This window comes from Devosia geojensis, assembly GCF_000969415.1.
GTDB classification, from domain to species: domain Bacteria; phylum Pseudomonadota; class Alphaproteobacteria; order Rhizobiales; family Devosiaceae; genus Devosia; species Devosia geojensis.
Genome location: NZ_JZEX01000039.1, coordinates 70,879 through 95,586, shown reverse-complemented (window position 1 = coordinate 95,586; position 24,708 = coordinate 70,879). Strand labels below are relative to the sequence as shown.

Below are 24,708 nucleotides of genomic sequence, written 5' to 3'. Positions count from 1 at the left end.
TCAACCCGTCTGCAGACGCGGCGCGCAATAGGCGAGGGCGGTGTTGATGGCGTAGAGGGAGCCGTCGAGCGGGATGTAGTTCCGGGTGAGACTAGCGCGTGTGCCCGGATCGAGGAAGGCCGCTGCGCCCTGTTTCAGCCCGTCGAGCAGCCATTCCAGATCGCCCGCCTCATCGCCCGCCAGCCGCGCGCCGTAGCCGGTGGCGCTTGCCTGCCCGATGAAGCCGCGCTCCTCCTTGTCGACGGTGATCCTCCATGCCCCGATATCGGCCGCCCCAAGGCTGGTGTGGATATAAAGGCCAACCGAGAAATCGCTTTCACAACGCACCGCAAGACAGGCGAATTCGTCCGGGTCGGATTCGAGCGCGCATCCCATGGTCGCCCGGTCGCCTTCCCCCGGCAGCGGCGAATAGCGCCAGCCTTCCTGCTGGGCGACGGCGGACATCGTCGTCGCAAGGCAGAGGCACCCCGCGAACATCGCCCGCCGCATCGCTCCCTCCTTCATGCCCTTGGCTCGATGAGGTCCCACCGGTTGCCGTAGAGATCCTCGAAGACGGCGACCATACCATAGGGTTCGGATCGCGGCGCCTCGAGGAAGTTGACGCCCTTCTCGCGCATCGCCCGGTGGTCGCGCTCGAACTCGTCGGTCTCGAGAAAGAAGCCGACGCGCCCGCCCGTCTGATTGCCGACCGCATCGGCCTGCCGCTTGCCGTCGGCGCGGGCCAGGAGCAGCCGGGCGCCGTTCCCGCCCGCCGGGCCGACTGTCACCCACCGCTTGCCGTCACCGAGGTCGGTATCGCAGAAAAGGATGAAACCCAGTTTTTCACAGTAAAACGTGACCGCATCGTCGTAGTCGGCGACAACCAGGGCAACCGTGGCAATGGAGCGGGACATAATGCGTTGGATTCCTGATCTTTTCTGCCGATGGAACGCGACTGTTCCGGTGCATCGAACGGCCCGCGTCGAGACCATCCAAGCCGATTCCGAACCTCGGGGAAAGTCATCGGATCGTCACCGGAATGCCATCGGATTGACCAAGTGGTCAAAGTCCCCATTGCGTACCGAACCAAAAGCGGCTTTTCTGTCCACCAAGCTGGCGGGGCATGAACACTGCCAGCGCATTCAGGAACGGGAGACCATTCATGCACTCTTCACTGACCCGCATCGCGGCGGCGCTCGTTGCCACGACGATGCTCGCCGGTGTGGCCAACGCCGAAACCCTGCGCTGGGCGCGCGCTTCGGATTCGCTGACCCTCGACCCGCATTCGCAGAACCAGGGCGTGACGCACACGCTCGGCCACCACATCTACGAGACGCTTCTCGACCGTGACGTCGACGGCAACCTGCAGCCACGCCTCGCCACCGAGTGGTACCTCAAGGAAGGCGACCCGACCGTTTGGGTCTTCAAGCTGCGTGAAGGCGTGACCTTCCACGACGGCGCCGAGTTCACCGCCGACGACGTCGTGTTCTCCATCGAGCGCGCCAAGTCCGAGCACTCCAACATGCGCCAGCTCCACGCCGAGGTGGAATCTGTGGCCGCCGTCGACGACTACACCGTCGAGTTCCAAATGGTCGGGCCCGCCCCGATCTATCCGAACAACGTCACCAACACCTTCATCATGGACCGGGGCTGGTCCGAGGAACACGACCTGCAGGAAGTGCAGGATTTCGCCAGCGGCGAGAGCAATTATGCAGTTCTCAACGCCAATGGCACCGGTCCTTACGTCCTGACCTCGCGCGAGGTCGACGTCCAGACGGTCCTCACCGCCTTTGAGGATCACTGGGCCGAGGAGCCCCCGGCCGTCACCGAGATCATCTACCTGCCCATCGCCGACGCCGCCACGCGCGTCGCCGCGCTCCTGTCGGGCGACGTCGATCTCGTCCAGGACGTGCCGGTCCAGGATATCGAGCGCCTTTCCTCGACCGAGGGTTTCAAGGTCGAGACCGGCCCCGAGAACCGCATCATCTATTTCGGCTACCGTTTCGGCGAGGAACCGCTCAGGTCCTCCAACATCACCGACTCCAATCCCTTCAACAACCCGCTGGTGCGCGAGGCGATGGAGCTGGCGCTCGATCGCGACGCCATCCGGCAGGTGGTGATGCGCGGCAATTCGCTGCCGACGGGCGTGGCGACCCCGCCCTTCGTCAACGGCTGGACCGAAGAACTCGACGCCTATCCGGCGCCGAACGTCGAACGGGCCCGCGAGCTGATGGCTGAGGCGGGCTACCCCGACGGTTTCACCGTCACGCTCGATACGCCCAACAACCGCTATGTCAACGACGAGGCGGTCTCGACGGCGTTCGTCGGCATGCTCGGCCAGATCGGCATCCAGGTGACGCTGGCCTCGCGCCCCGTCGCCGAGCACTCGCCGATCATCCTGGCCAACGAGTCGGACTTCTACCTGCTCGGCTGGGGCGTGCCGACCTTCGACTCGGCCTATATCTTCAACGACCTCGTCCACACCAAGACCGAGACGCACGGCACCTACAACGTCGGCCTCTACTCCAACCCCGAGCTCGACGAGAAGATCATCTCGCTCGGCACCGAGACCGACCTCGACGTGCGCAACCAGACCATCGCCGAAATCTGGGAGGTGGTGAAGGCCGACCGCGTGCTGCTGCCGGTGCACAACCAGGTGCTCAACTACGCCATGCGCGAGGGCATCAACCTGGCGGTCCACCCCGAGGACCAGCCGCGCATGACCACGGTCACCTTCTCGGAATAGTCGAGACCTGAGCCTCAACCACCGCCGCGCAGCACCCTTCGGGAGCGCTGCGCGGCGGTTCCAATTCGGAGAGCCGCGATATGCTGGCCTTCATCCTGCGACGTCTCGGGCAATCCGTGCTGGTCATGCTCGTCGTCGCCTTCATCGCCTTCATGGTCTTCCGTTATGTCGGCGATCCCGTCGTCTCGATGGTCGGTCAGGATGCCACCACCGGCGACATCGAGCAGTTGCGTACGCGGCTCGGGCTCAATGATCCCTTCTACGTGCAGTTCGTCCGGTTCGTGGGCAATGCCTTGCAGGGTCAGTTTGGCATTTCCTACCGGCTGCAGCAGCCGGTGAGTCAGCTCATCCTCGAGCGCCTGCCGGCAACCATCGAGCTCGCCTTCGCCTCGGCGCTGATCGCCCTCGTCTTCGGCGTGGTGCTCGGCATCTATACGGCCTTGAAGCCCCGCTCGTTCTCGTCGGCGGTCATCATGACCATCTCGCTCGTCGGCGTGTCGCTGCCGACCTTCCTCATCGGCATAGGGCTCATCTACCTGTTTGCCGTCGAGCTCAAGGTCCTGCCCTCCTTCGGGCGCGGGCAGGTGGTCCAGCTCGGCTGGTGGCGGACGGGGCTGCTGACCGAATCCGGCTGGCGCTCGCTGATCCTGCCGGCGATCACCCTCTCGCTCTTCCAGCTGACCCTCATCATGCGCCTTGTGCGCGCCGAGATGCTGGAGGTGATGCGTACCGACTATATCCGTTTCGCGCGGGCCCGCGGGCTCTCGCAGCGGGCGATCAATTTCGGCCACGCGCTGCGCAATACGCTGGTGCCGGTCATCACCATCGCCGGCCTGCAACTGGGCTCGGTCATCGCCTTCGCCATCATCACCGAGACGGTGTTCCAGTGGCCCGGCGTCGGCTCGCTCTTCGTCAATTCCGTGCAGGTCGTCGACGTGCCGGTCATGGCCGCCTACCTCGTCTTCGTCGCACTGGTGTTCGTCGTCATCAACCTCATCGTCGACATTCTCTACTTCATCGTTGATCCGCGCCTGAGAGACGGCGCGCGTACCGGGAGATAAGGCTCTTGACGGACCTGCCCCATTCGCCCGAGCAGCCCGTGCCGGCGCGCACCTCGCGCCTCGCCACCTTCTGGCGCTCGGACCTCGTGTGGTCCTACCGGCATTCGCCGGTAACCATCGTTGCCTCCATCGTCGCCCTGGCATTGATCCTCATGGCGGTCCTGGCGCCCTGGATTGCGCCCTACAACCCCTTCAACCCGGCGACCCTCAACCTCATGGACGGCATGACGCCGCCCAATTCCGCCTCCTATTCGGACCGCTATTTCCTGCTCGGCACCGACAACCAGGGCCGCGACGTCCTCTCGACCATCATGTACGGCTCGCGGGTGTCGCTGTTCGTCGGCATCATGGCGACGCTCTTCGCCATGGTCATGGGCGTCGGCCTCGGGCTGGTCGCCGGCTATGCCGGAGGACTCGCCGACGCCGTCATCATGCGCGTTGCCGACGTGCAGCTTTCCTTCCCGGCGATTCTCATCGCGCTCCTCATCTTCGGCGTGGCGCGTGGCATCATCCCGCCCAACCACCAGGAGGGAGCGGCCGTCTGGGTGCTGATCCTTGCCATCGGGCTCGCCAACTGGGCCCAGTTCGCCCGTACCGTGCGCGGCGCCACCATGGTCGAGCGGCAGAAGGACTATGTGGCTGCCGCCCGCATCCTCGGGGTCAACCCGATCCTCATCCTGCTGCGGCACGTGCTGCCCAACGTGCTCGGTCCCGTGCTCGTCATCGGCACCATCGGGCTGGCGCTCGCCATCATCGAGGAGGCGACGCTCTCCTATCTCGGCGTCGGCGTGCCGCCGACCCAGCCTTCGCTCGGAACGCTCATCCGCATCGGCCAGCAGTTCCTGTTCTCGGGCGAGTGGTGGATCCTGCTCTTTCCCGCTGTCACCCTCGTCCTGCTCGCGCTCTCGGTCAACCTCCTCGGCGACTGGCTGCGCGACGCTCTCAACCCGAAGCTGCGCTGATGACCGAGCCTGTCCTTTCCGTAAAGAACCTCGTCGTCGAGTTCCCCTTCCGGGACGACGTGTTCCGCGCCGTCGACGACGTGTCGTTCGAGATCATGCCCGGCGAAGTGGTGGGGGTCGTCGGGGAGTCCGGCGCCGGCAAGTCGATGACCGGCGCCGCCGTCATCGGCCTCATCGAGCGGCCCGGCCATATCGCGGGCGGCGAGATCCGCCTCAAGGGCGAGCGCATCGACAACCTGCCGGAGGATGCGCGGGCCAAGCTGCGCGGCAAGCGAATCGGCATGGTCTTCCAGGATCCGCTGACCAGCCTCAATCCGCTCTACACGGTCGGCCGGCAGCTCGTCGAGACCATCCGCGCCCATCTGCCGCTCTCGGAGGCCGAAGCGCGCCGGAAGGCCATCGACCTGCTCGTCGAAGCGGGCATCCCCAAGGCCGCCGAACGCATCGACAGCTACCCGCACCAGTTCTCGGGCGGCATGCGTCAGCGGGTCGTCATCGCGCTCGCCATTGCCGCCGAGCCCGAACTCATCATCGCGGACGAACCGACCTCGGCGCTTGACGTCTCGGTGCAGGCCCAGATCATCAAGGTCCTGAAAAAGCTCTGCGCCAGCCACGGCGCGGCGATCATGCTCATTACCCACGACATGGGCGTCATCGCCCAGACCGCCGATCGCATGATCGTCATGCATCATGGCAAGATCGTCGAAACCGGCACCGTCGGCGACATCATCCGTCGTCCGCGCGAGCCCTACACGATCAAGCTCATCGATTCGATCCCGACAATCTCGCGCACTGGCGAAACGATCGCGCCCGAGGCCGCCAACGACGATCGCGCCTTCGTCGAGATCCGCGACCTCGTGCGCGACTTCGAGCTCGGCCGCTCGGCCTTCACCCGCCTGCTGCCGGGCAAGGTCGAGATATTCCGTGCCGTCAACGAGGTCTCGTTCTCGATCGCCAAAGGCAAGACCTTCGGGCTCGTCGGGGAATCGGGCTCGGGCAAGTCGACCTGCGCCAAGATGATCGTCGGCCTCCTGCGTCCGACCTCAGGCTCGATCCATGTCGACGGCCATGACGTGTGGGCCGGCGCCCATGGCCTGCGCGAGCGGCGCCGGCGCGTGCAGATGATCTTCCAGGACCCCTATGCCAGCCTCAACCCGCGCTGGCGGGTGGCCGATATCGTCGCCGAACCGATGAAGACCCTCGGCATCGCGCGCAACCGCACCGAGGTCCAGGATCGCGTCGCAGACCTCTTGACCAAGGTGCGGTTGGAACCTGGCGCCATGAAGAAGTTCCCGCACGAGTTCTCCGGCGGCCAGCGCCAGCGCATCGCCATTGCCCGCGCGCTTTCGAGCCAGCCCGAGTTCATCGTCTGCGATGAACCGACCTCGGCTCTCGACGTCTCGGTGCAGGCGCAGGTGCTCGACCTGATGAGCGCGCTGCAGGAGGAGTTCGGGCTCACCTACCTCCTCATCAGCCATAACCTGGCGGTCGTGCGGCAGATGTCGAGCGCCGTCGGCGTGCTGCACAATGGCGTGCTGGTGGAATCGGGCCCGGTCGACGCGATCTTCGACAATCCGCAGGCGGACTATACCAAGATGCTGCTGGATGCGGTGCCGGATATCTCCAAGGTGGCGTGAGGTGTGAGGGCTAGCGCCCCACCGCCACCCGCCCCCCCTCCCGGGCCGACGACAGCAGCGCGTCGATCAGCCAGTGCACCTCCAGCGCCGTGCGTCCGTTCGAGAGCGGCTGGCGGCCGGTGCGGATCGCGTCGATGAAGTCGGCGATCAGCGCCTTGTGCCAGTCGAAGGGGAACGCCATGGGGTCGGCGCCCCCGCCGCCTTCGCTCGGCTCGCCGATACTCTCGCGCCGGCCGTCGAGCCAGGAGACCGTGAGCGTGCCGGCAGCGAGTGTTGCGCTTGCCTTGTCGAAATTGAGGGTGAGGCTCTCGGGGCCGCCGGGATAGTTGGCGGTTGTTGCCATCAGAGCGCCGGCAGCGCCGTTCTCGAAGGCAAGCCCGCCCGCAACGAAATCCTCGGTCTCCATGCGATGCAGCTCGGTGGTCGCGGCGAGCGCCGTGACCTCGCGCACCGGACCGGTCAGCGACAGCATCAGGTCGAGCGAATGGATGGCCTGGGTGATCAGCACCCCGCCGCCATCCTGGGCGAGCGTGCCGCGCCCCGGCTGGTCGTAGTAGCCCTGCTGCGCCCGCCACCACGGCACGACGAGGTGGACCGCCTGAAGCGAACCGAAGCGGCGCTCCTTCATGGCCAGCTCCAATGCCCGCGATGCGGCACGGAAGCGGTGCTGGAAGACGACGCCGAGGGTGACCCCGGAGGCCTCGCACGCCGCAACGATCCGTTCGGCCGCGGCGGTCGTGCGCTCCACCGGTTTTTCCATGAGGATGTGCTTACCCGCCTGCGCGGCGGCTTTGACGATCTGTTCACGCGCATTGGGCGGGGTGAGGACGAGAATGGCGTCGATCTGCGGATCTGACAGCAGCTCTTCGAGGCTCTGGGCGGGCGGAAAGCCGTGTTCGGCGCAGAACGCTTCGCGGGCTTGCCTGTCACGCCGATAGACGCCACGCACGGCGATCTCGTCCTTCAGCGCGTTGAGCGCCAATGCATGCGGCCTGGCGCCCATGCCGGCCCCGACGATTCCCAGTCCGATCCTGCCCCGTTCATCGGCCATTCAGCTGCTCCCTCTTACCTCTTGCCTCGATCGCCATTGCGCGCGACGTTCGCCCGTCAGGGCATACACACTGGGGACACTCATGAGAATAGCCGCTGTTCTGGGCGCCATCCTTCTTGCCGCCGGCATCGCGCTTGCGGGCTGGTTCGTCGGCACATCGATCGTCGAAAGCCGTGCGCCGCTTCGTGTCGTCACGGTCAAAGGCCTCTCCGAGCGTGACGTAGAGGCCAATCTGGGCTTCTGGCCCATCCGGTTCGTGGCGACCGGCGCGACCCTCGAGGCTGCCCGCGCCGGGCTCGAACAGTCCGAGGCGGCGGTCTATGCGTTCCTGACCGAGCGCGGTTTCGCCGAGGAGGAGATCCAGGTGCAGAACGTCCTCGTCGAGGACCGCGCCGCCGGCTACAACGCCGGCTCGACGCCTGACGAGTTCCGCTTCGTGCTGACCGAAGACATGCTGGTCACCACCGATCGCGTGCGTGACCTTGCCGATGCCTCGCGTTCGGTCGCCGACCTCTTGCGGCAGGGCGTCGTCTTCTCGTCCGACGCCTACACGGCCGGTGCGTCCTTCGTCTTCACCGGCATCAACGACCTCAAGTCCGAGATGCTGACCGAGGCCACCCAGCGCGCCCGCGAGACTGCCGAGCAGTTTGCCCGCGAATCCGGCGCCGTCGTCGGCGACATCCAGAATGCCAATCAGGGCGTCTTCGAGATCCTGCCCGCCGTCGAGATCCCCAACGACCGGCCGGAAAAGCAGATCGCCAAGAAAGTGCGCGTGGTGACGACGATCACCTATTCGCTGGTAGATTAAAAAGGGGCGCTCGGCGCCCCCTTTTACTTATTCGATCCGTCGGCCGCTCGTCTTGTCGAACGGGTGCAAGGCCGCTTCCGGCAGGTAGAACGCGACTTCGTCCGTCTCGCCGAACGTTGCGCGGCCCTGGACGACGAGGATGACGATCTGCTCGATGCCGGCCAGGCGCACATAGACGTGGCTTTCCCCGCCCACGGGCTCGATGAGCTCGACCGTGCCCTTGAGCGCAATGGCAGCGCCCGCCGGCTGGTCGAGAACGATGGAGTCCGGCCGTACCCCGATGACGTCGGCGCCCTGCGGTAGCGAGGCGGGCAGCGACACGCCCGGCAGCTCGCGCAGCGTCGCCGTCTCGAAGATGTTCATCGGCGGCGAGCCGATGAAACCGGCAACGAAGAGCGAGGCGGGCTTCTCGTAGAGCTCGACCGGCTTGCCGACCTGTTCGATGCGTCCCGCGTTCATCACCACCAGCCGGTCGGCCAGCGTCATCGCCTCGAGCTGGTCGTGGGTCACGTAGACGCTGGTGGTCTTGAGGCTGCGCTGGATGCGCTTGATCTCGATGCGCATCTGGCCGCGCAGTTTCGCGTCTAGGTTGGAGAGCGGCTCGTCGAAAAGGAAGGCCTTGGGATGCCGCACGATCGCGCGGCCCATGGCGACGCGCTGGCGCTGGCCGCCGGAGAGCTGGCGGGGCTTGCGCTCGAGGAACGGCTCGATCTCGAGGATGCGGGCAGCCTCGGTCACGCGCTTGTCGATCTCGGGCCGCGGAGTGCCGCGGTTCTTGAGGCCGTATTCGAGGTTCCCCCGCACGCTCATGTGCGGATAGAGCGCGTAGTTCTGGAAGACCATGGCGATGTCGCGCTCGGCCGGTTCCTTGCGGTTGACCACGTCCCCGCCGATGGCGACGGTGCCCTCGGTGATGGTCTCGAGGCCCGCGATCATGCGCAGAAGCGTCGACTTTCCGCAGCCCGACGGACCGACGAGGACGACGAGTTCGCCGTCATCGATGGAAAGGTCGAGATCGTGGATGGCCGTCACGTTCCCGGGATAGACCTTCTTGACCCCGGAAATATCGATGTTTGCCATGGGTTATTTCTCCGTTTCGACCAGGCCTTTGACGAACAGGCGCTGCATGAAGATGACGACGAGGACGGGCGGCAGCATAGCAAGCATCACCGCCGCCATCACCAGGTTCCACAATGGATCGGCATCGGCCACTTGCGCCAGGCGTTTGATGCCCATGACGATGGTGTAGTAGCGCGTGTCGGTGGTCACGAGCAGCGGCCAGAGATACTGCACCCACCCGTAGATGAAGAGGATGACGAAGAGCGCCGCGATATTGGTGCGCGAGAGCGGCAAGAGGATATCGCGGAAGAACTTCATCGGGCCGGCGCCATCGACACGGGCCGCCTCCATCAGCTCGTCGGGAACCGTGAGGAAGAACTGGCGGAAGAGGAACGTCGCGGTGGCGGAAGCGATCAGCGGGATGATGAGGCCGGGATAGGAGTTGAGCATGCCGAGGTTGGCGACGACCGCGAAGGTCGGGATGATGCGCACCTCGACCGGCAGCATCAGCGTGATGAAGATCAGCCAGAACGCCAGGAACCGGAACGGGAATTTGAAGTAGACGATGGCATAGGCCGAGGTGATCGAGATGGCGATCTTTCCGATGGAAACGGCGAGCGCCATGATCAGTGAGTTGGAGAGCATCTGCCAGACCGGCGGCGCCCCATAGGTTGAAAGCCCGGCCGTCAGCATGCGCGAATAGTTCTCGATCATATGCGGGCCGGGCATGAGCGGCACCACCCCGCTCATGAAATCCCCGCCCCCGCGCGTCGAGGCGATGAAGGCAAGATAGACGGGAAAGACGATGACGACGACCCCGATGATCAGCACCAGGTGCGTCAGTAACGTCAGGAAAGGCCTGTTCTCAACCATTCATCCGCCCCCCTAGTACTGCACGCGCCGCTCGACATAGCGGAACTGGATGGCGGTGAGCGCAATGACGATTGCCATCAGCACCACCGACTGAGCCGAGGAGGAGCCGATGTTGAGGCCGAGAAAGCCATCGGCATAGACCTTGTAAACGAGCGTGTTGGTCGCTCCCGCCGGCCCGCCCGAGGTCGATGCATCGATGATGCCGAAGGTGTCAAACATGGCATAGTTGATGTTGACGATGAGCAGGAAGAACGTCGTCGGCGACAGCAGCGGGAAGACGATGGTCCAGAACCGCTTGAACGGCCCCGCCCCATCGATCGCGGCAGCCTCCGTCAGCGATTGCGGCACCGACTGGAGACCGGCGACGAAAAAGAGGAAATTGTAGGAGATCTGCTTCCAGCTCGCCGCCAGCACGATCAGGATCATGGCGTGGTTGGCATTGACCCGATGGTTCCAGTTGATCCCGAGCGCATCGAGGACATAGGGAAGGATGCCGATGGTGGGATTGAACATGAACCACCAGAGTATGCCCGCGACGACAGGCGCCACCGCATACGGCCACACGAGCAGTGTCGTATAGATGCGCCCCGAGCGCAGCAGCCGGTTGACGGCCACCGCCAGCAGCAGCGACACGCCCATCGAGATCGCCGTGACCGCGACGGAAAAGACGAGCGAAGTCCACAGCGAGTTGATGTAGGACGGCTCCCGGAAGAGCCGCTGATAGTTCTCGAACCAGACGAAAGTGGTGCGAAAGCCGAACGGGTCCTCGCGTTCGAACGAGGATTTCACGGCCTGGCCTGCCGGCCACAGGAAAAAGACGAAGGTGATGACGAGCTGGGGCGCCAGCAACAGATAAGGCAGCCCTTTATTGGGAAAGATCGTCCGTTTTGTCTGCATGTGGGTCCCGGTTCGCGTTGGGTTATGGCCCAACCGCCCATGCAGGCCGCCACGCGAAGCGGTCTGCAGAGGGGGTCGGCAATAGGACCCGGGCTTATGTGGCCCGGGTCCGGTTTGAAAGATCAGCTGTTGGCGGCTTCGAAGTCGCGCAGGATGCGATTGCCGGCCTCGACGGCGGCGTCGAGCGCTTCCTGGGCAGATTTCTGGCCGGCGAGCAGTGCCTCGAACTCGGCGTCGACCGCGTCGCGCACCTGAGTCAGGTTGCCGAAGCGGACGCCCTTGGAGTTGGGAGTCGGCTCACCGCGGGTGATCTGTTCGATGGCGATGTCCGAGCCCGGGTTCTCGGCGTAGTAGCCCTGTTCCTGGCCCAGTTCGTACGCGGCGTTGGTGATCGGCAGATAGCCGGTCGCCTGGTGCCAGTCGGCCTGCACCTCGGGCTGGCTGAGGTACGTGAAGAACTCCGCAGCACCCTGGTAGACTTCGGGCGAGTGGCCGTTCAGCACCCAGAGGGTGGCCCCGCCGATGATCGAATTCTTGGGCTCCTCGATCTCGTCCTCATAATAAGGCAGGGGCGCAAAGCCCACCTCGAAGTTCTGGGCGTTGAGGATGACGCCGGCACGCGAGGCCGAGGAGTTCATGTACATGGCGCATTCGCCCGAATAGAACTTCGGCGGCGCGTCGGCGCCACCGACCGGGCCGCCGTACTGGAAGAGGCCCTCATCGGCCCAGCGCTTCAGGTTTTCCCAATGCTTGACCTGCACGGGGCCGTTGAAGGTGAATTCGGTGCCGAGGCCCCCGAAGCCGTTCTCGAGCGTGCCGTACTGCTGGTCGTGGATGGCCGAGAGATTCTCGAGCTGCACCCAGGAAATCCAGCCTGAGGTGAAGCCGCAATTGGCCGCGCCCGATTCGACGATCTGGCGGGAGAATTCCTCGACCTGCGCCCAGGTGGCCGGAGCCACTTCCGGGTCGAGCCCGGCAGCCTCGAACGCGTCCTTGTTGTAGTAGAGGATCGGGGTCGAGGAATTGAAGGGCATGGAAAGGATGTTGCCCTCGGTATCCGAATAGTAGCCGACGACCGGCTGCAGGAAGCCCGAAGGCTCCCAGGGCTGGCCCATGTCGGCCATCAGCTGGTGGACGGGATAGACGGCGCCCTGCGCGGCCATCATCGTGCCCGTGCCGACCTCGAAGACCTGCACGATGGCCGGCTGCTCGTTGGCGCGGAAAGCGGCGATCGCGGCGGTCAGCGTCTCGGGATAGGAGCCCTTGAACACGGGCGTGACGACATAGGTGTCCTGGCTGTCGTTGAAGCCCTGGGCGATTTGTTCGAGCTTCTCACCGAGCTCGGCGCCCATGGCGTGCCACCAGGTGATCTCGGTCTGCGCGAAAGCGACCGAAGACGTCAGCGAAACGGCAAGGGCTGCAAGCCCGGCCGCGAGGGTCGTACGTACCATTGTTTTCTCCCTTGAGGACGATTTCCCAGTAAGGATCGTCGAGTTCCGCTCATCCGTCTTGGCGCGGCTTGCGCGGTCCGGACAGCTTGTCAGAGTTGCGGGCGAGGTCAAGACGGAAATCTTCCGAAACAAATATGACAAAGAACGAAACTCGATCCGCGTGAGCCCATGCGCCGGGGGGCGGACCGCCCAGCGCCGGCGCCGGTCCTAAAGGCGGCCCATTACAGGGGGGTGACGATCGGATGACGGAATTATGACGGCGAGTGGCGGGTCGTCGCCGCCTCTTCCAGTTCGATCAGCACCCCGTCGAAATCCTTGGGGTGAAGGAAGAGCACCGGCAGGCCGTGAGCGCCGGTGCGAGGCCGGCCGTCCCCGAGGATCCGCGCTCCCCCTTCGATGAGTCGCCGCGCCGCGCCGGCGATGTCGGCAACCTCGAAACAGACGTGGTGCACGCCGCCGGACGGGTTCTTTTCGACGAAACCGGCAATAGGGGAGTCGGCGCCGAGCGGCGCCATCAGCTCGATCTTGCTGTTGCCGGTTTCGACGAAGACCACGGTGACCCCGTGCTCGGGCAGTGCCTGCGGCGCGCTTACCCGCGCCCCGAGCAAGTCGCGGTAGCGGCTGGCGGCCGCGTCGAGGTCCGGCACGGCCATGGCGACGTGGTTGAGACGCCCGATCATCGGTTGGAAAGCCTTCCCTCGATCTCGTTGATGACCGCGAACGCCGCTTCGAGCACGTTGGTGCCCGGCCCGAAGATCTGGGCGACGCCGCAGTCGCGCAGGAACTGATGGTCCTGCTCGGGCACGACCCCGCCGACGATCACGGTCACCTCGCCGATCCCCCTGTCGCCGAGCGCTGCGATGAGCTCGGGCACCAGCGTCCTGTGCCCGGCCGCCAGCGTCGAAACGCCGATCGCGTCGACCCCGAGCTCCTCGGCCTCCGCCGCGACTTCCGGCGGTGTCTCGAAGAGGGCCCCCAGATGCACGGCAAAGCCGAGGTCGGCGAAAGCCGTGGCGATGATCTTGGCGCCTCGGTCGTGTCCGTCCTGGCCCATCTTGGCGATGAGGATCGCCGGCGCCCGCCCGAGCCGGCCGTGGAAGGCTTCGATGCGCTGCGCGATCGCCGCATATTCCGGGTCATCCGCATAGCTCTCGCCATAGATGCCGGAGATGACGCGGTTCGTGGCGCTGTAGCGGCCGAAGACGTCTTCGAGCGCCTGGCTGATCTCGCCGAGCGTCGCGCGGGCGCGGGCGGCTTCGATGGCGGCTTCCAGGAGGTTCCCCTCATCCTTGGCGGCGAATTCCCGCAACGCTGCGAGCATGGACTGGCAGCGCGCCTCGTCGCGGGTGCGGCGCACCTCGGCGAGCGCACGCACCTGCTCCTCGCGCACTCGCGCCGTATCGATCTGCCGCACCGGCACCTCCGGCTCGTCTTCGACCCGGTAGCGATTGACGCCGACGATCACCTCCTCGCCTCGGTCGATCCGAGCTTGCCTCAGCGCCGCCGCCTTCTCGATCTCGAGCTTTGGCACGCCCGCCTGCACCGCCCGCGTCATGCCGCCCTGCGCCTCGATTTCGGCGATGAGAACGCGGGCCTTCTGCGCGAGGTCCGCCGTCAGCGCCTCGATGTAGTAGGAGCCGCCGAGCGGATCAACGACATCCGTCACCCGTGCCTCGTGCTGCAGCACGAGCTGGGTGTTGCGGGCGATCCTGGCGGAAAAATCGGTCGGCAGCGCCAGCGCCTCGTCGAACGAGTTGGTGTGCAGCGATTGCGTGCCGCCCAGCACCGCCGCCAGGGCCTCGATGGTGGTACGCACGATGTTGTTGTGCGGATCCTGGCTGGTCAGCGATACGCCAGAGGTCTGGCAGTGGGTGCGCAGCATCTTCGAGCGCGGGTCCCTGGCGCCGAGGTCATCCATGATTTCGGCCCAGAGCAACCGCGCGGCGCGCAGCTTTGCCACCTCGAGGAAAAAGTTCATGCCGATGCCGAAAAAGAACGAGAGCCGCCCCGCGAACGCATCGACGTCGAGTCCACGCGCTTGGGCCGCACGCACATATTCGCGCCCGTCGGCCAGCGTATAGGCGAGCTCCTGCACCGCCGTCGCCCCGGCCTCGTGCATATGGTAGCCCGAGATCGAGATGGAGTTGAACTTGGGGCTGTGGCGCGCGGTATGGGCGATGACGTCGCCGACGATGCGCATCGAAGGCTCGGGCGGATAGATGAAGGTGTTGCGGACCATGAACTCCTTGAGGATATCGTTCTGGATGGTCCCTTCCAGCTGATCCTGCCGCACGCCCTGCTCCTCGGCCGCGACGATGAACATCGCCATCACGGGAATGACCGCGCCGTTCATCGTCATCGAGACCGACACCTCGTCGAGCGGGATGCCCTCGAACAGCGCCTTCATATCCTTAACCGTGTCGATGGCGACCCCGGCCTTGCCGACGTCGCCGGCAACCCGCGGATGGTCGCTGTCGTAGCCGCGGTGGGTGGCAAGGTCGAAGGCGACGGAAAGCCCCTTCTGCCCGTTCGCCAATGCCTGCCGGTAGAACGCGTTGCTCTCGCGCGCAGTGGCAAAGCCGGCATACTGCCGGATCGTCCACGGGCGATTGGCATACATCGTCGCCCGCACGCCACGGGTGAACGGCTCAGCACCAGGCAGGGCGGCATTGGCGTCGGCCGGCAGGTCCTCGAAGAAGTAAGCGGGTTTCACCGAAACCCCGCCATAGTCGCGCATGAGAGAAGCGAGCGGCGTTTCCTTGAGCTCGCGTTCTGCGAGCTCGGCCCATTCGGCGAAGGTGGCGGGTCTGTCGCGCATCACACCCCTGTAAATTCCATCATCACCTGGTCGACCGCCAGCACCGCGCCGGCGGCCACATGCACCTTGGCCACCCGGGCCCGGCGCTCGGCGCGCAGCACGTTTTCCATCTTCATGGCCTCGACGATGGCAAGCGGCTGGCCTTCCTCCACCACCTCGCCCTCGGCGACGTCGACGCGCACGACCTGGCCGGGCATGGGGCAGCGCAGAAGCTTCGAGTGGTCAGGCGGCGCCTTCACCGGCATGAGCGGGAGGAGCGCCGCGACATGCGGTGGCAGCACCAGCACCTCGAGGTCGGCGCCCCGATAGCGGATGCGAAAGCCCATGGTGGTGGCGGCAAGCTGCATGCTCGCCGCCGGCTCGTCGCGCCAAGCTATGATGGCGAACCGGTCGCCCGGCTTCCAAGAAAAGCCCGTCGCTTCATGCAGCGTCCCGTGGACGTTGATGCGCCAGAGCCCTGCGGGATCGTGCCGCGCGACGCGCACCTCGTTGATCTCCCCGCCGACGACGACGGCGAACTTGGCGAAGATTTCCTCGGTCCCGTCGATGGCCTCGCGCTCCACCCGTCCGCGCCGCTCGGCGCAAACGTGCCCCGCCATCGCCGCCGCCGCGATCACCTCGACCATGCGACCGGTTGCAAGCCGCGCCCCGGCAAAGCCGTCGGGAAACACCTCGGCGATAAAGCCCGTCGTCAGCCGCCCCTCGCGGAAGCGGTCTTCCTCCATCACGGCGGAAAGGAACGGCAGGTTGTGGCCGACGCCCTCGATCTCGAACCCGTTGAGCGCCGCGCTCATCGTTTCGATGGCCGCGGTACGCGTCGGACCCCAGGTGACGAGCTTGGCGATCATCGGGTCATAGAACGTCGAAATCTCGCCGCCCTCATAGACGCCGGTATCGTTGCGTACCGTGCGTTCGACCTCGGCAACTTCCGCTGGCGGCCTATAGCGCTTCAGCCGTCCGGAGGAGGGCAGGAAATTGCGGTACGGGTCCTCGGCATAGACCCGCGCTTCGATGGCGCAGCCGTCGAGCCGCACGTCCTTTTGGCCCAGCGGCAGCTTCTCGCCGGCGGCGATGCGCAGCATTATTGCGACGAGGTCGAGCCCGGTGACGAGCTCGGTCACCGGATGCTCCACCTGCAGGCGCGTGTTCATCTCGAGAAAGTAGAAGTTCTTCTCGCCATCGACGATGAACTCGACGGTTCCCGCGCTGACGTACCCGACGGCCCTCGCCAGCGCCACCGCTTGCACGCCCATGGCCGCCCGTGTCGCTTCATCGAGGAACGGTGAGGGCGCCTCCTCGATGACCTTCTGGTTGCGCCGCTGGATCGAGCATTCGCGCTCGCCGAGGTGAATGATATTACCATGGGCATCGGCCAGCACCTGTATCTCGATATGGCGCGGGTCCGTCACGAACGTCTCGATAAAGAGCCGCTCGTCTCCGAAGGACGAGAGCGCCTCCGAGCGCGCCCGCTCGAAACCCTCGCGCACCTCGCCGGCATCGAACGCCACCCGCATCCCCTTGCCGCCGCCTCCGGCCGAGGCCTTGATCATCACGGGATAGCCGATCTCCTCGGCGATACGCACCGCTTCGTCGGCATCTGCAATGAGGCCCATGCGCCCCGGCACGGTCGAAACGCCGGCCTGCGTCGCGATCTTCTTGGAGGTGATCTTGTCACCCATCGCCGCAATGGCTTTGGCCGGCGGCCCGACGAAGGCGATGCCCTCGGCCATGAGCGCCTCGGCGAACGTCGGGTTCTCCGACAAGAACCCATACCCCGGATGCACCGCCTCCGCCCCGCTCGCCTTGCAGGCGGCGACGATCCTCTCGATAGAAAGATAACTCTCCCGCGCCGGCGACGGCCCGATATGCAACGCCTCGTCGGCCATGCGCACATGCAGCGCCTCCCTGTCGGCATCGGAGTAGACCGCGATGGTTCGAATGCCGAGGCGCTTCGCCGTCCGGATGACCCGGCAGGCGATCTCCCCGCGATTGGCGATGAGGAGGGAGGAGAACATCCGGCTCACAGCGGAATATTCCCGTGCTTCTTCGCCGGACCCTGCACCCGCTTGCCGCGGAGCGTCTCGAAGGCGCGGATCACCCGCCGCCTGGTCCCGTGCGGCATGATCACGTCGTCGATGAAGCCGCGTTCGGCGGCAACGAACGGGTTGGCGAAGCGCGCTTCGTATTCGGCCGTGCGTTTGGCGATCATCTCGATGTCGGCGAGTTCCGAGCGATAGAGGATTTCGCTCGCGCCCTTGGCGCCCATCACCGCGATCTCGGCCGAGGGCCAGGCGTAATTAATGTCGGCGCGGATGTGCTTGCTCGCCATCACGTCATAGGCGCCGCCATAGGCCTTGCGGGTGATGACGGTGACGAGCGGCACGGTCGCTTCCGCATAGGCAAAGAGCAGTTTCGCCCCATGCTTGATGATGCCGCCATGCTCTTGCGCCGTGCCGGGCAGGAACCCGGGCACATCGACGAAGGTGAGGATGGGGATCTCGAACGCGTCGCAGAAGCGGATGAAGCGCGCCGCCTTCTTGCTGGCGTTGATGTCGAGGCATCCGGCCAGCACCAGCGGCTGGTTGGCGACGATGCCGGTCGTCGCCCCGTCGAGCCGGATGAAGCCGATGAGAATGTTGCCGGCATGGTCCTTCTGCAGTTCGAGGAAATCGCCCTCATCGGCGACCTTCTCGATGATCTCGCGCATGTCGTAGGGCTGGTTGGCGCTCGCCGGAATGACGGTGTCGAGCGAATCCTCACGCCGGTCGCGCGTATCGTTGACCGCGATGCGCGGCGGCTTCTCGCCGGCTTTGAGGGGCAGGAAATCGAAGAGCCGCCGCACTTCCATCAGCGTTTCGATGTCGTTCTCGAACGCCGCGTCGGCGACAGAGGAAACCCTGGTGTGGGCGCTCGCCCCGCCCAGCTCCTCGTGCGTCACCGTCTCGTTGGTCACGGTCTTGACCACGTCCGGGCCGGTCACGAACATGTAGCTGGTGTCGCGAACCATATAGACGAAGTCGGTCATCGCCGGCGAATAGACAGCCCCGCCCGCGCACGGCCCCATGATGACCGAGATCTGCGGGATGGCGCCCGAAGCCTCGACATTGCGCCAGAACACCTCCGCGTAGCCGCCGAGCGAAGCCACGCCCTCCTGGATGCGCGCGCCGCCGGAATCGTTGAGGCCGATCACCGGCGCGCCGTTCTGCATGGCAAGATCCATGATCTTGCAGATCTTTTGCGCATGCGTCTCCGAGAGCGAGCCGCCGAAGACGGTGAAATCCTGCGAGAAGACGTAGGTGAGGCGCCCGTTGATCGTGCCCCAGCCGGTCACCACCCCGTCGCCCGGATAGACGGTTTCGGCCATGCCGAAGTCCGTCGCCCGGTGGGTGACGAACATGTCGTATTCCTCGAAGCTCCCCGGATCGAGCAGCACGTCGAGCCGCTCGCGGGCGGTCAATTTGCCCTTGCCGTGCTGGGCGGCGATACGCTTCTCGCCGCCGCCGAGGCGCGCCCCGGCCCGCCGCGCCTCCAGCGCCTTGATGATCTCCTGCATCGCTCCTCCACCGCCGGATTTGACCGGGCAGTCAAAAACGAGATTGGCGGGCGGTGGCCGAAAAAGCAAATGCTTCGCGTCTTAGGCCGGGTCGAAATCCCGCCCATGGTCGGGCAGGACGGTCAACCCCGCCGCAAAACGCCGGGCATTGCGGATGTAGCCCTCGGCCGAGCGCCGCAGCCTCGCGATTGCCTCGGCGTCGAGCTCGCGAGCGATCTTGCCCGGCGCGCCGATGACCAGCGAATTGTCGGGAATCTCCTTGCCCTCGGTTATCAGCGCCCCCGCGCCGATGAGGCAATTGGCGCCGATCCGCGCCCCGTTGAGCACCGTCGCGCCCATGCCGATGAGCGTGTTCGGTCCGATGGTGCAGCCGTGCAGCATCGCCTTGTGGCCGATGGTGCAGCCCGGCCCGATGGTCAGCGCAAAGCCCTTGTCGGTGTGGAGCACCGTGTTCTCCTGGATATTGGTGCCTTCCCCGATCTCGATCGGCTCGATGTCGCCGCGCGCCACCGCCCCGAACCAGACGCCGACATCGCGCTTCAAGATCACCCGCCCGATGATCACCGCAGTTGGCGCGATCCAGGCGACGTCCGGATCGATGGTCGGCGAGATGCCGTCGAGGGCGTATATGGGCATGGATTGGCCTCCCGAAGAATCTTACGGTTTTATGCCGTGAGCATCGCGCATCGTAGCGATCTCGGCCAGCGCTTCGTCAAACGCCGACCAGTCGTCGTTCTCGGCGATCGGCGCCCAGATATCTTCCATCTCGTCGATCAGCATGGTGCGCGGCGTTGCCCGGGCGAAATAGGGGTGGTCGAGATCGGCTGTCTCGACGGGTGCGAACGCCTCCAGCGCATCGGCGACCGGACGGAACGCTTCGCTGGTATAGTGTCCGGCCGCCGGGCTTCTCGCCGCGCGCCGCGCAGAAAGCGCCCCGCCGTACCAGTCGAAGAAGAACTGTTCGTAGGGCGCTTGCGAGGAGGAGAGGAACGGGAAGAGCGCCGAAACCAGCGCCGAATCCGCCTCTTCACCCCTGGGCTGGAGACCCAGCCGCTTGAGGATCGCCGCTGGCAGCGCCTTCTGGAACACCGGCCAGACGGTGTTGAGCGCCGGTTCCAGCCGTTCGGCGGGCGCCAGTGGCAGCAGGCACTCCGCCAGCCGCGTCAAGTTCCAGGCGAGAGTGTCGGGCTGGCGCCCGAAACTGTAGAGTCCCGTCTCGTCGAAATAGGCCGCCGTGAAGGCCGGGTCATAGGCCGGCAGGAACCGCCAGGGGCCGTAGTCGAAGCTCTCGCCGGTAATATTGATGTTGTCGGTGTTGAGGACGCCATGGACGAACCCGGCCGCAATCCACTGCGCGCCGAGCACGGCGACTTTTTCCGTCACTGCCTCGAGAAAGGCCGCCGGCCTGTCATCGGCCTCGGCGAGGTGCGGATAGTAGGTTGCAATGCAATAGTCGAGGAGCGTTTCGAGGCTCTGCGTCTCCTCGAGAAAGGCGAGCCGCTGGAAGGTGCCGATGCGGATGTGCGAATGGCTGAGCCGCACGAGCACGGCTGAGCGCGTCGGCGAAGGTTCGTCGCCGCGCCAGAGTTCCTCACCGGTTTCGACGAGCGAGAACGACTTCGAGGTGTAGACGCCGAGCGCCTCCAGCATCTCGGTCGCCAGCACCTCGCGCACGCCGCCCTTCAAGGTCAACCGCCCGTCTCCGCCGCGCGACCAGGGCGTGCGCCCCGACCCTTTGGTGCCGAAATCGAGAAGCCGCCCGTCCTCGAGGTCATGGCATTGTGCGAAAAGAAAGCCGCGCCCGTCGCCAAGGTCGGGGTTGTAGGTGCGGAACTGGTGGCCGTGGTAGCGCAGTGCCAGCGGCTCGGGAAAGCTCCCGGGCAACGGCTCGAAGCGAGCGAAATGCGCGACCCACTCGGCGTCGGTGAGATGGTCGAGCCCCACCCGTCGCGCCCATCTCTGGTCGCGATGGCGCAGGATCGTCTGCGGGAATTCGGCGGGGCGGACGCGATCGTAGAAATCGTCGCCCAGCGCTTCGTGGTTCCTGGCGGGCCTGAAAGGGGTCATCGTGCACCAACGCATAGGCGCTGGCGCACGATCCGTCTATACGGCCGCCACCGCTTGCCGGTTGCGGACCGAGGTCCAGATGAAGGCGGCGATGAAGGCGATGGTCATCAGCAGCACGATGGTCGGCGCGGGAGCGCTGTCGAGCCAGAAGCTCGCATAGACCCCGATGAGCGTTGCCGCCACCGAGACGGCGACCGCCACGACGAGCATCGTGCCGAGGCGCTTGACGAGCAGATAGGCGATCGATCCCGGCGCCACGAGGAGTGCGATGACGAGGATGATGCCGACGGCCTTCAGCGCGCCGACGATGGTCAGCGACAGGATGGCGAGAAGCCCGTAGTGCAGAATCTTCACCGGCAGCCCGATGGCCGAGGCCTGCTGCTGATCGAAGACGAAGAGCATCAGATCCCGCCAGCGCAGGGCGATGAGGCCGGTGACGACGAGGGCGATGATCCCGGTCTCGGCGATGTCCGCCCAGTTGGCGCCGAGCATGTTGCCGAAGAGGATATGGTCGAGATGCACGTCGGTGGTGATGGAGGTGTAGAGCACGATGCCGAGCCCGAACATGCCCGAGAACACCACGCCCATCACCGTATCTTCCTTGATGCGGCTGTTGTCTTTGAGATACCCGGTGCCGATGGCGCAGACCATGCCGGCAACGAACGCCCCGATCGAGAGCGGCAGGCCGACGATATAGGCGATGACCACCCCCGGCAGCACCGCGTGGCTGACGGCGTCACCCATCAGCGACCAGCCCTTGAGCACCAGGAAGCAGCTGAGCAGCGCCGCCGGCACCGCGACGAGAATGCCGATGATGAACGCGTTCTGCATGAACGGGAACTGGAACGGCCAGGTGAGATAGATGAGGAACTCGCTCATGCCCTGACTCCCTCGGCGATCCGCCGCCGCGCCGCCAGCAGCCCGTGCTTGGGCGCGAAGACGAAGGCGGTGAGGAAAATAAGGGTCTGCAGGACGACGATCACCCCGCCCGTCGCCCCGTCGAGAAAGTAGCTGATATAGGCCCCGACAAGGCTCGTCAGCGTGCCGATGGCGACGGCGAGGATGATGAGCCGCCCGAAGCGGTCGGTGAGCAGATAGGCTGTCGCTCCCGGCGTCACCACCATGGCGATGACGAGAAAGGCGCCGACCGTCTGCATGGCGGCAACCGTCGCCGCGCTCAAAAGCGTGAAGAAGATCGCCTTGAGGAGGTCCGGGTTGAGTCCGACCGAGCGGGCGTGGCTCTCGTCGAAGAAGACGACCATCAGGTCGCGCCAGATGACGAGCATCACCGCAAGGCAGATGCCCGAGATGATGACGAGCTGCAGCGTGTCGGCGGGCGTGACGGCAAGGATGTTGCCGAGGACGATCGTCTGGATGTTGACCGGCACCGGCGAGACCGAGACCATGAAGAGCCCGAGCCCGAAAAAGCCGGTGAAGATGAGGCCGATGATCGCGTCTTCCCGCAATTTGGTGCGCTGGGTGAGAAAGAGCATGGCGACGGCCGCCAGCCCCCCCGAAAAGAACGCGCCGAGCGAGAAGGGGAGGCCGAGCATGTAGGCCCCCGCTACCCCCGGCACGATCGAGTGGGAAAGCGCGTCCCCGATCAGCGACCAGCCCTTGAGCATCAGATAGGCCGAAAGGAACGCGCAGACGCCCCCGACCAGCGCCGAGACCCATATGGCGTTGACCATGTAGCCATAGGAGAAGGGTTCGAGGAGGAGCTCGATCATGGGTGCTCCCTGCCCTGAAAGGCCCCGATCAGTGGGGATGGGAAGGCCCCCTCACCCGGCTGCTGCGCAGCCGACCTCTCCCCCAAAGGGAGAGGTGTCACCGAGGCGGTCGCGGTGCTCCCTTCACCTCCCCCTGGGGGGAGAGGTCGCCGCGTAGCGGCGGGTGAGGGGAGCTTTCCGACACCACCCATGTCCTTGGCAAGCAATGCAGCAATCCTACTCACGGCCTTCCCCCTGCCGTTCCTCGTCCCTTGTCGAGGCCTGCGCCGTCATGCGGTCCTTCTCGCCATACATGACGAGCGGCCGCTCGTCGTCGGTGATGACCGACAGCTGGCGCGGGTCGGCGTCGGAATGCAGTCCCTGGCCTTCCAGCACGAAGTGGCGGAGGACTCCGCCGAAGGCGCGCTCCAGGTTCTCGCGGGTGAAGACCTCCTCTGTCGGTCCATGCGCGAGCACCGTGCCTTTGACAAGCACCGTGCGGTCACAGAATTCGGGCACGCTCCCGAGATTGTGGGTGGAAACGAGGATCACCCGTCCCTCGTCGCGTAGTGCCCGGAGGAGCCCGATGATCGCGTCCTCGGTCTTGACGTCAACGCCGGTGAACGGCTCATCGAGCAGGATCACCTGCCCCTCCTGGGCGAGGGCGCGCGCAAGGAACACGCGCTTCTTCTGCCCGCCGGAAAGCTCGCCGATCTGGCGCTTGCGGAAATCGGTCATGCCGACACGTTCGAGGGCCATGGTGACCATCTCCCGGTCGCGTGGCTTGGGGCGTCGGAGCATCCCCATATGGCCATAGCGGCCCATCATCACCACGTCTTCGACGAGAACGGGGAAATTCCAGTCGACCTCCTCGCTCTGCGGCACATAGGCGACGAGGTTCTGTTTCAGTGCTTCCCGGCCGGGCTTGCCGAGGATCTCGACGGAGCCCCGCGCCAGCGGCACGAAGCCCATGATGGCCTTGAACAGCGTCGACTTGCCCGAGCCGTTGACGCCGACGAGCGCCGCGATCGACCCTCGCGGCACCCGGAAGCTTGCATGGCTCATGGCCGTCGTCCCATTACGGTAGGCGACAGTGATGTCGCGTACGTCTAGGCTGATGGCCGGATCCTGTTTCACGGCTGCAATCCTGCAACGATGGTCTGTGTCGTGACGCGCAAGAGGTCGAGATAGGTCGGTACCGGCCCGCCGGCGTCGGTCAGCGAGTCAACATAGAGCACGCCGCCATATTTGGCACCGGTCTCGCGCGCGACCTGCTCGGCCGGGTCCGGCGAGATGGTGCTCTCCGAAAAGATTGCCGGAATGTTGTTCTCGCGCACGAGATCGATAACGCGCCGTACCTGCTGCGGGGTTCCCTGCTGATCGGCGTTGATCGGCCAGAGGAAGGCTTCCTTGAGTCCGAAATCGCGCGCGAGATACGAGAATGCGCCCTCGCTCGAGACCAGCCAGCGCCGCTCCTCGGGGATCGCGGATATCGCCTCGCGGATCGGGGCGACAGTCGCCTCGATTTCCGCCGTATAGGCCTGCGCGTTGGCATTGTAGGTCTCGGCATTGGCCGGATCGTATTCGACGAAGGCGGCGCGAATGTTCTCGACATAGATCAGCGCGTCGGTCGGCGACATCCAGGCGTGCGGGTTGGGTTTGCCGCTATAGGGGCCATCGTCGATGCTCATCGGCTCGACGCCGTCCGAGACGACGGCGCTCGGGATATCGCCGAGATTGGCGAGGAACTGCTCGAACCAGAGCTCGAGGTTGAGCCCATTATAGAGGACGAGGTCGGCGTCCTGCGCGCCGATGAGGTCTCCCGGCGTCGGCTGGTAATTGTGGATCTCGGCGCCGGGCTTGGTGATCGAAACCACCTCGGCGGCATCCCCAGCAACGTTCTTTGCCATGTCGGCGATGATGGTGAAGCTGGTGACTGCCTTGAACTTTTCCTGTGCGAAAGCCGGAAGGGCGAGGCTGAGAAGGGCGGTGGAGGCGAGGGCGAACGAGACGAAGTGACGGCGATGCATTGGCAAT

At 65.4% G+C, this 24,708-nt stretch carries 22 protein-coding genes; 5 read left to right on the top strand and 17 right to left on the bottom strand.

Translation table 11 applies throughout. The features are described 5' to 3' along the window. Together VE25_RS02665 and VE25_RS02660 are read right to left on the bottom strand one after the other, a co-directional pair. Entirely contained in the window at positions 1-504 is a 504-nt protein-coding gene (locus tag VE25_RS02665) for a hypothetical protein (protein WP_152664484.1), read from the bottom strand. Next, positions 501-893: a VOC family protein gene (locus tag VE25_RS02660; protein WP_046107035.1), complete on the bottom strand. Its 393-nt coding sequence runs from the start codon at positions 891-893 to the stop codon at positions 501-503. Before VE25_RS02660 ends, VE25_RS02665 begins: the two co-directional genes overlap by 4 nt. Positions 894-1,141: 248 nt before the next feature. Here VE25_RS02660 and VE25_RS02655 point away from each other — a divergent pair, with 248 nt between their 5' ends. The 4 genes from VE25_RS02655 (at position 1,142) to VE25_RS02640 (ending at position 6,385) form a co-directional block, all read left to right on the top strand. Then, positions 1,142-2,725 (top strand): ABC transporter substrate-binding protein, encoded by a 1,584-nt coding sequence (locus tag VE25_RS02655; RefSeq protein ID WP_046107034.1) that lies wholly within the window; start codon positions 1,142-1,144, stop codon positions 2,723-2,725. An 80-nt stretch (positions 2,726-2,805) separates the two neighbouring features. Next, on the top strand, positions 2,806-3,786 hold the full coding sequence (locus tag VE25_RS02650) for an ABC transporter permease (RefSeq protein ID WP_046107033.1): 981 nt from the start codon (positions 2,806-2,808) through the stop codon (positions 3,784-3,786). A gap of 5 nt (positions 3,787-3,791) precedes the next feature. Next, positions 3,792-4,748 carry an ABC transporter permease gene (locus tag VE25_RS02645; protein ID WP_046107032.1) on the top strand — a complete coding sequence of 319 codons (957 nt, stop codon included), beginning with the start codon at positions 3,792-3,794 and terminating at the stop codon, positions 4,746-4,748. Then, complete coding sequence (locus tag VE25_RS02640) at positions 4,748-6,385, top strand: ABC transporter ATP-binding protein (RefSeq protein WP_046107031.1); 1,638 nt, start codon at positions 4,748-4,750, stop codon at positions 6,383-6,385. Before VE25_RS02645 ends, VE25_RS02640 begins: the two co-directional genes overlap by 1 nt. A 10-nt stretch (positions 6,386-6,395) precedes the next feature. On the opposite strand, the gene VE25_RS02635 is transcribed toward VE25_RS02640, so the two are convergent. After that, a complete protein-coding gene (locus VE25_RS02635; protein WP_046107030.1) occupies positions 6,396-7,436 on the bottom strand; it encodes a Gfo/Idh/MocA family protein in 1,041 nt (346 codons plus the stop codon). Between the two features lie 82 nt (positions 7,437-7,518). Between VE25_RS02635 and VE25_RS02630 the strand changes: the two genes are divergently transcribed. Beyond that, entirely contained in the window at positions 7,519-8,244 is a 726-nt protein-coding gene (locus VE25_RS02630; protein ID WP_046107029.1) for an SIMPL domain-containing protein, read from the top strand. A 27-nt stretch (positions 8,245-8,271) separates the two neighbouring features. On the opposite strand, the gene VE25_RS02625 is transcribed toward VE25_RS02630, so the two are convergent. From VE25_RS02625 to VE25_RS02560, 14 genes are all read right to left on the bottom strand, one after another. Next, a complete protein-coding gene (locus VE25_RS02625; RefSeq protein WP_046107028.1) occupies positions 8,272-9,324 on the bottom strand; it encodes a sn-glycerol-3-phosphate import ATP-binding protein UgpC in 1,053 nt (350 codons plus the stop codon). A gap of 3 nt (positions 9,325-9,327) precedes the next feature. After that, a complete protein-coding gene (gene ugpE, locus VE25_RS02620) occupies positions 9,328-10,176 on the bottom strand; it encodes a sn-glycerol-3-phosphate ABC transporter permease UgpE (RefSeq protein WP_046107027.1) in 849 nt (282 codons plus the stop codon). Between the two features lie 12 nt (positions 10,177-10,188). Further along, positions 10,189-11,073 carry a sn-glycerol-3-phosphate ABC transporter permease UgpA gene (gene ugpA / locus VE25_RS02615; RefSeq protein ID WP_046107026.1) on the bottom strand — a complete coding sequence of 295 codons (885 nt, stop codon included), beginning with the start codon at positions 11,071-11,073 and terminating at the stop codon, positions 10,189-10,191. Between the two features lie 122 nt (positions 11,074-11,195). Beyond that, on the bottom strand, positions 11,196-12,524 hold the full coding sequence (ugpB, locus tag VE25_RS02610; RefSeq protein ID WP_046107025.1) for a sn-glycerol-3-phosphate ABC transporter substrate-binding protein UgpB: 1,329 nt from the start codon (positions 12,522-12,524) through the stop codon (positions 11,196-11,198). Between the two features lie 251 nt (positions 12,525-12,775). Continuing rightward, positions 12,776-13,204: a methylmalonyl-CoA epimerase gene (gene mce, locus VE25_RS02605; RefSeq protein ID WP_046107024.1), complete on the bottom strand. Its 429-nt coding sequence runs from the start codon at positions 13,202-13,204 to the stop codon at positions 12,776-12,778. Then, entirely contained in the window at positions 13,201-15,342 is a 2,142-nt protein-coding gene (gene scpA / locus VE25_RS02600; RefSeq protein WP_046107023.1) for a methylmalonyl-CoA mutase, read from the bottom strand. The genes mce and scpA overlap by 4 nt, the downstream gene beginning before the upstream one ends. Then, on the bottom strand, positions 15,342-17,357 hold the full coding sequence (locus VE25_RS02595; protein WP_046107022.1) for an acetyl-CoA carboxylase biotin carboxylase subunit: 2,016 nt from the start codon (positions 17,355-17,357) through the stop codon (positions 15,342-15,344). Before VE25_RS02595 ends, scpA begins: the two co-directional genes overlap by 1 nt. A gap of 5 nt (positions 17,358-17,362) precedes the next feature. Next, a complete protein-coding gene (locus tag VE25_RS02590) occupies positions 17,363-18,895 on the bottom strand; it encodes an acyl-CoA carboxylase subunit beta (protein WP_046107021.1) in 1,533 nt (510 codons plus the stop codon). 81 nt (positions 18,896-18,976) lie between these two features. After that, positions 18,977-19,531, bottom strand: a complete 555-nt coding sequence (locus VE25_RS02585) for a gamma carbonic anhydrase family protein (protein WP_046107020.1) — start codon at positions 19,529-19,531, stop codon at positions 18,977-18,979. A gap of 21 nt (positions 19,532-19,552) precedes the next feature. Further along, on the bottom strand, positions 19,553-20,962 hold the full coding sequence (locus tag VE25_RS02580; RefSeq protein ID WP_046107019.1) for a protein adenylyltransferase SelO: 1,410 nt from the start codon (positions 20,960-20,962) through the stop codon (positions 19,553-19,555). A 36-nt stretch (positions 20,963-20,998) separates the two neighbouring features. Next, positions 20,999-21,841: a metal ABC transporter permease gene (locus VE25_RS02575; protein ID WP_046107018.1), complete on the bottom strand. Its 843-nt coding sequence runs from the start codon at positions 21,839-21,841 to the stop codon at positions 20,999-21,001. Then, entirely contained in the window at positions 21,838-22,692 is an 855-nt protein-coding gene (locus VE25_RS02570) for a metal ABC transporter permease (protein WP_046107017.1), read from the bottom strand. The genes VE25_RS02575 and VE25_RS02570 overlap by 4 nt, the downstream gene beginning before the upstream one ends. 216 nt (positions 22,693-22,908) lie before the next feature. Next, positions 22,909-23,817: a manganese/iron ABC transporter ATP-binding protein gene (locus VE25_RS02565; RefSeq protein WP_046107016.1), complete on the bottom strand. Its 909-nt coding sequence runs from the start codon at positions 23,815-23,817 to the stop codon at positions 22,909-22,911. Further along, positions 23,805-24,701 (bottom strand): metal ABC transporter substrate-binding protein, encoded by an 897-nt coding sequence (locus VE25_RS02560; RefSeq protein WP_046107015.1) that lies wholly within the window; start codon positions 24,699-24,701, stop codon positions 23,805-23,807. The genes VE25_RS02565 and VE25_RS02560 overlap by 13 nt, the downstream gene beginning before the upstream one ends. Between the last annotated feature and the right edge of the window lie 7 nt (positions 24,702-24,708).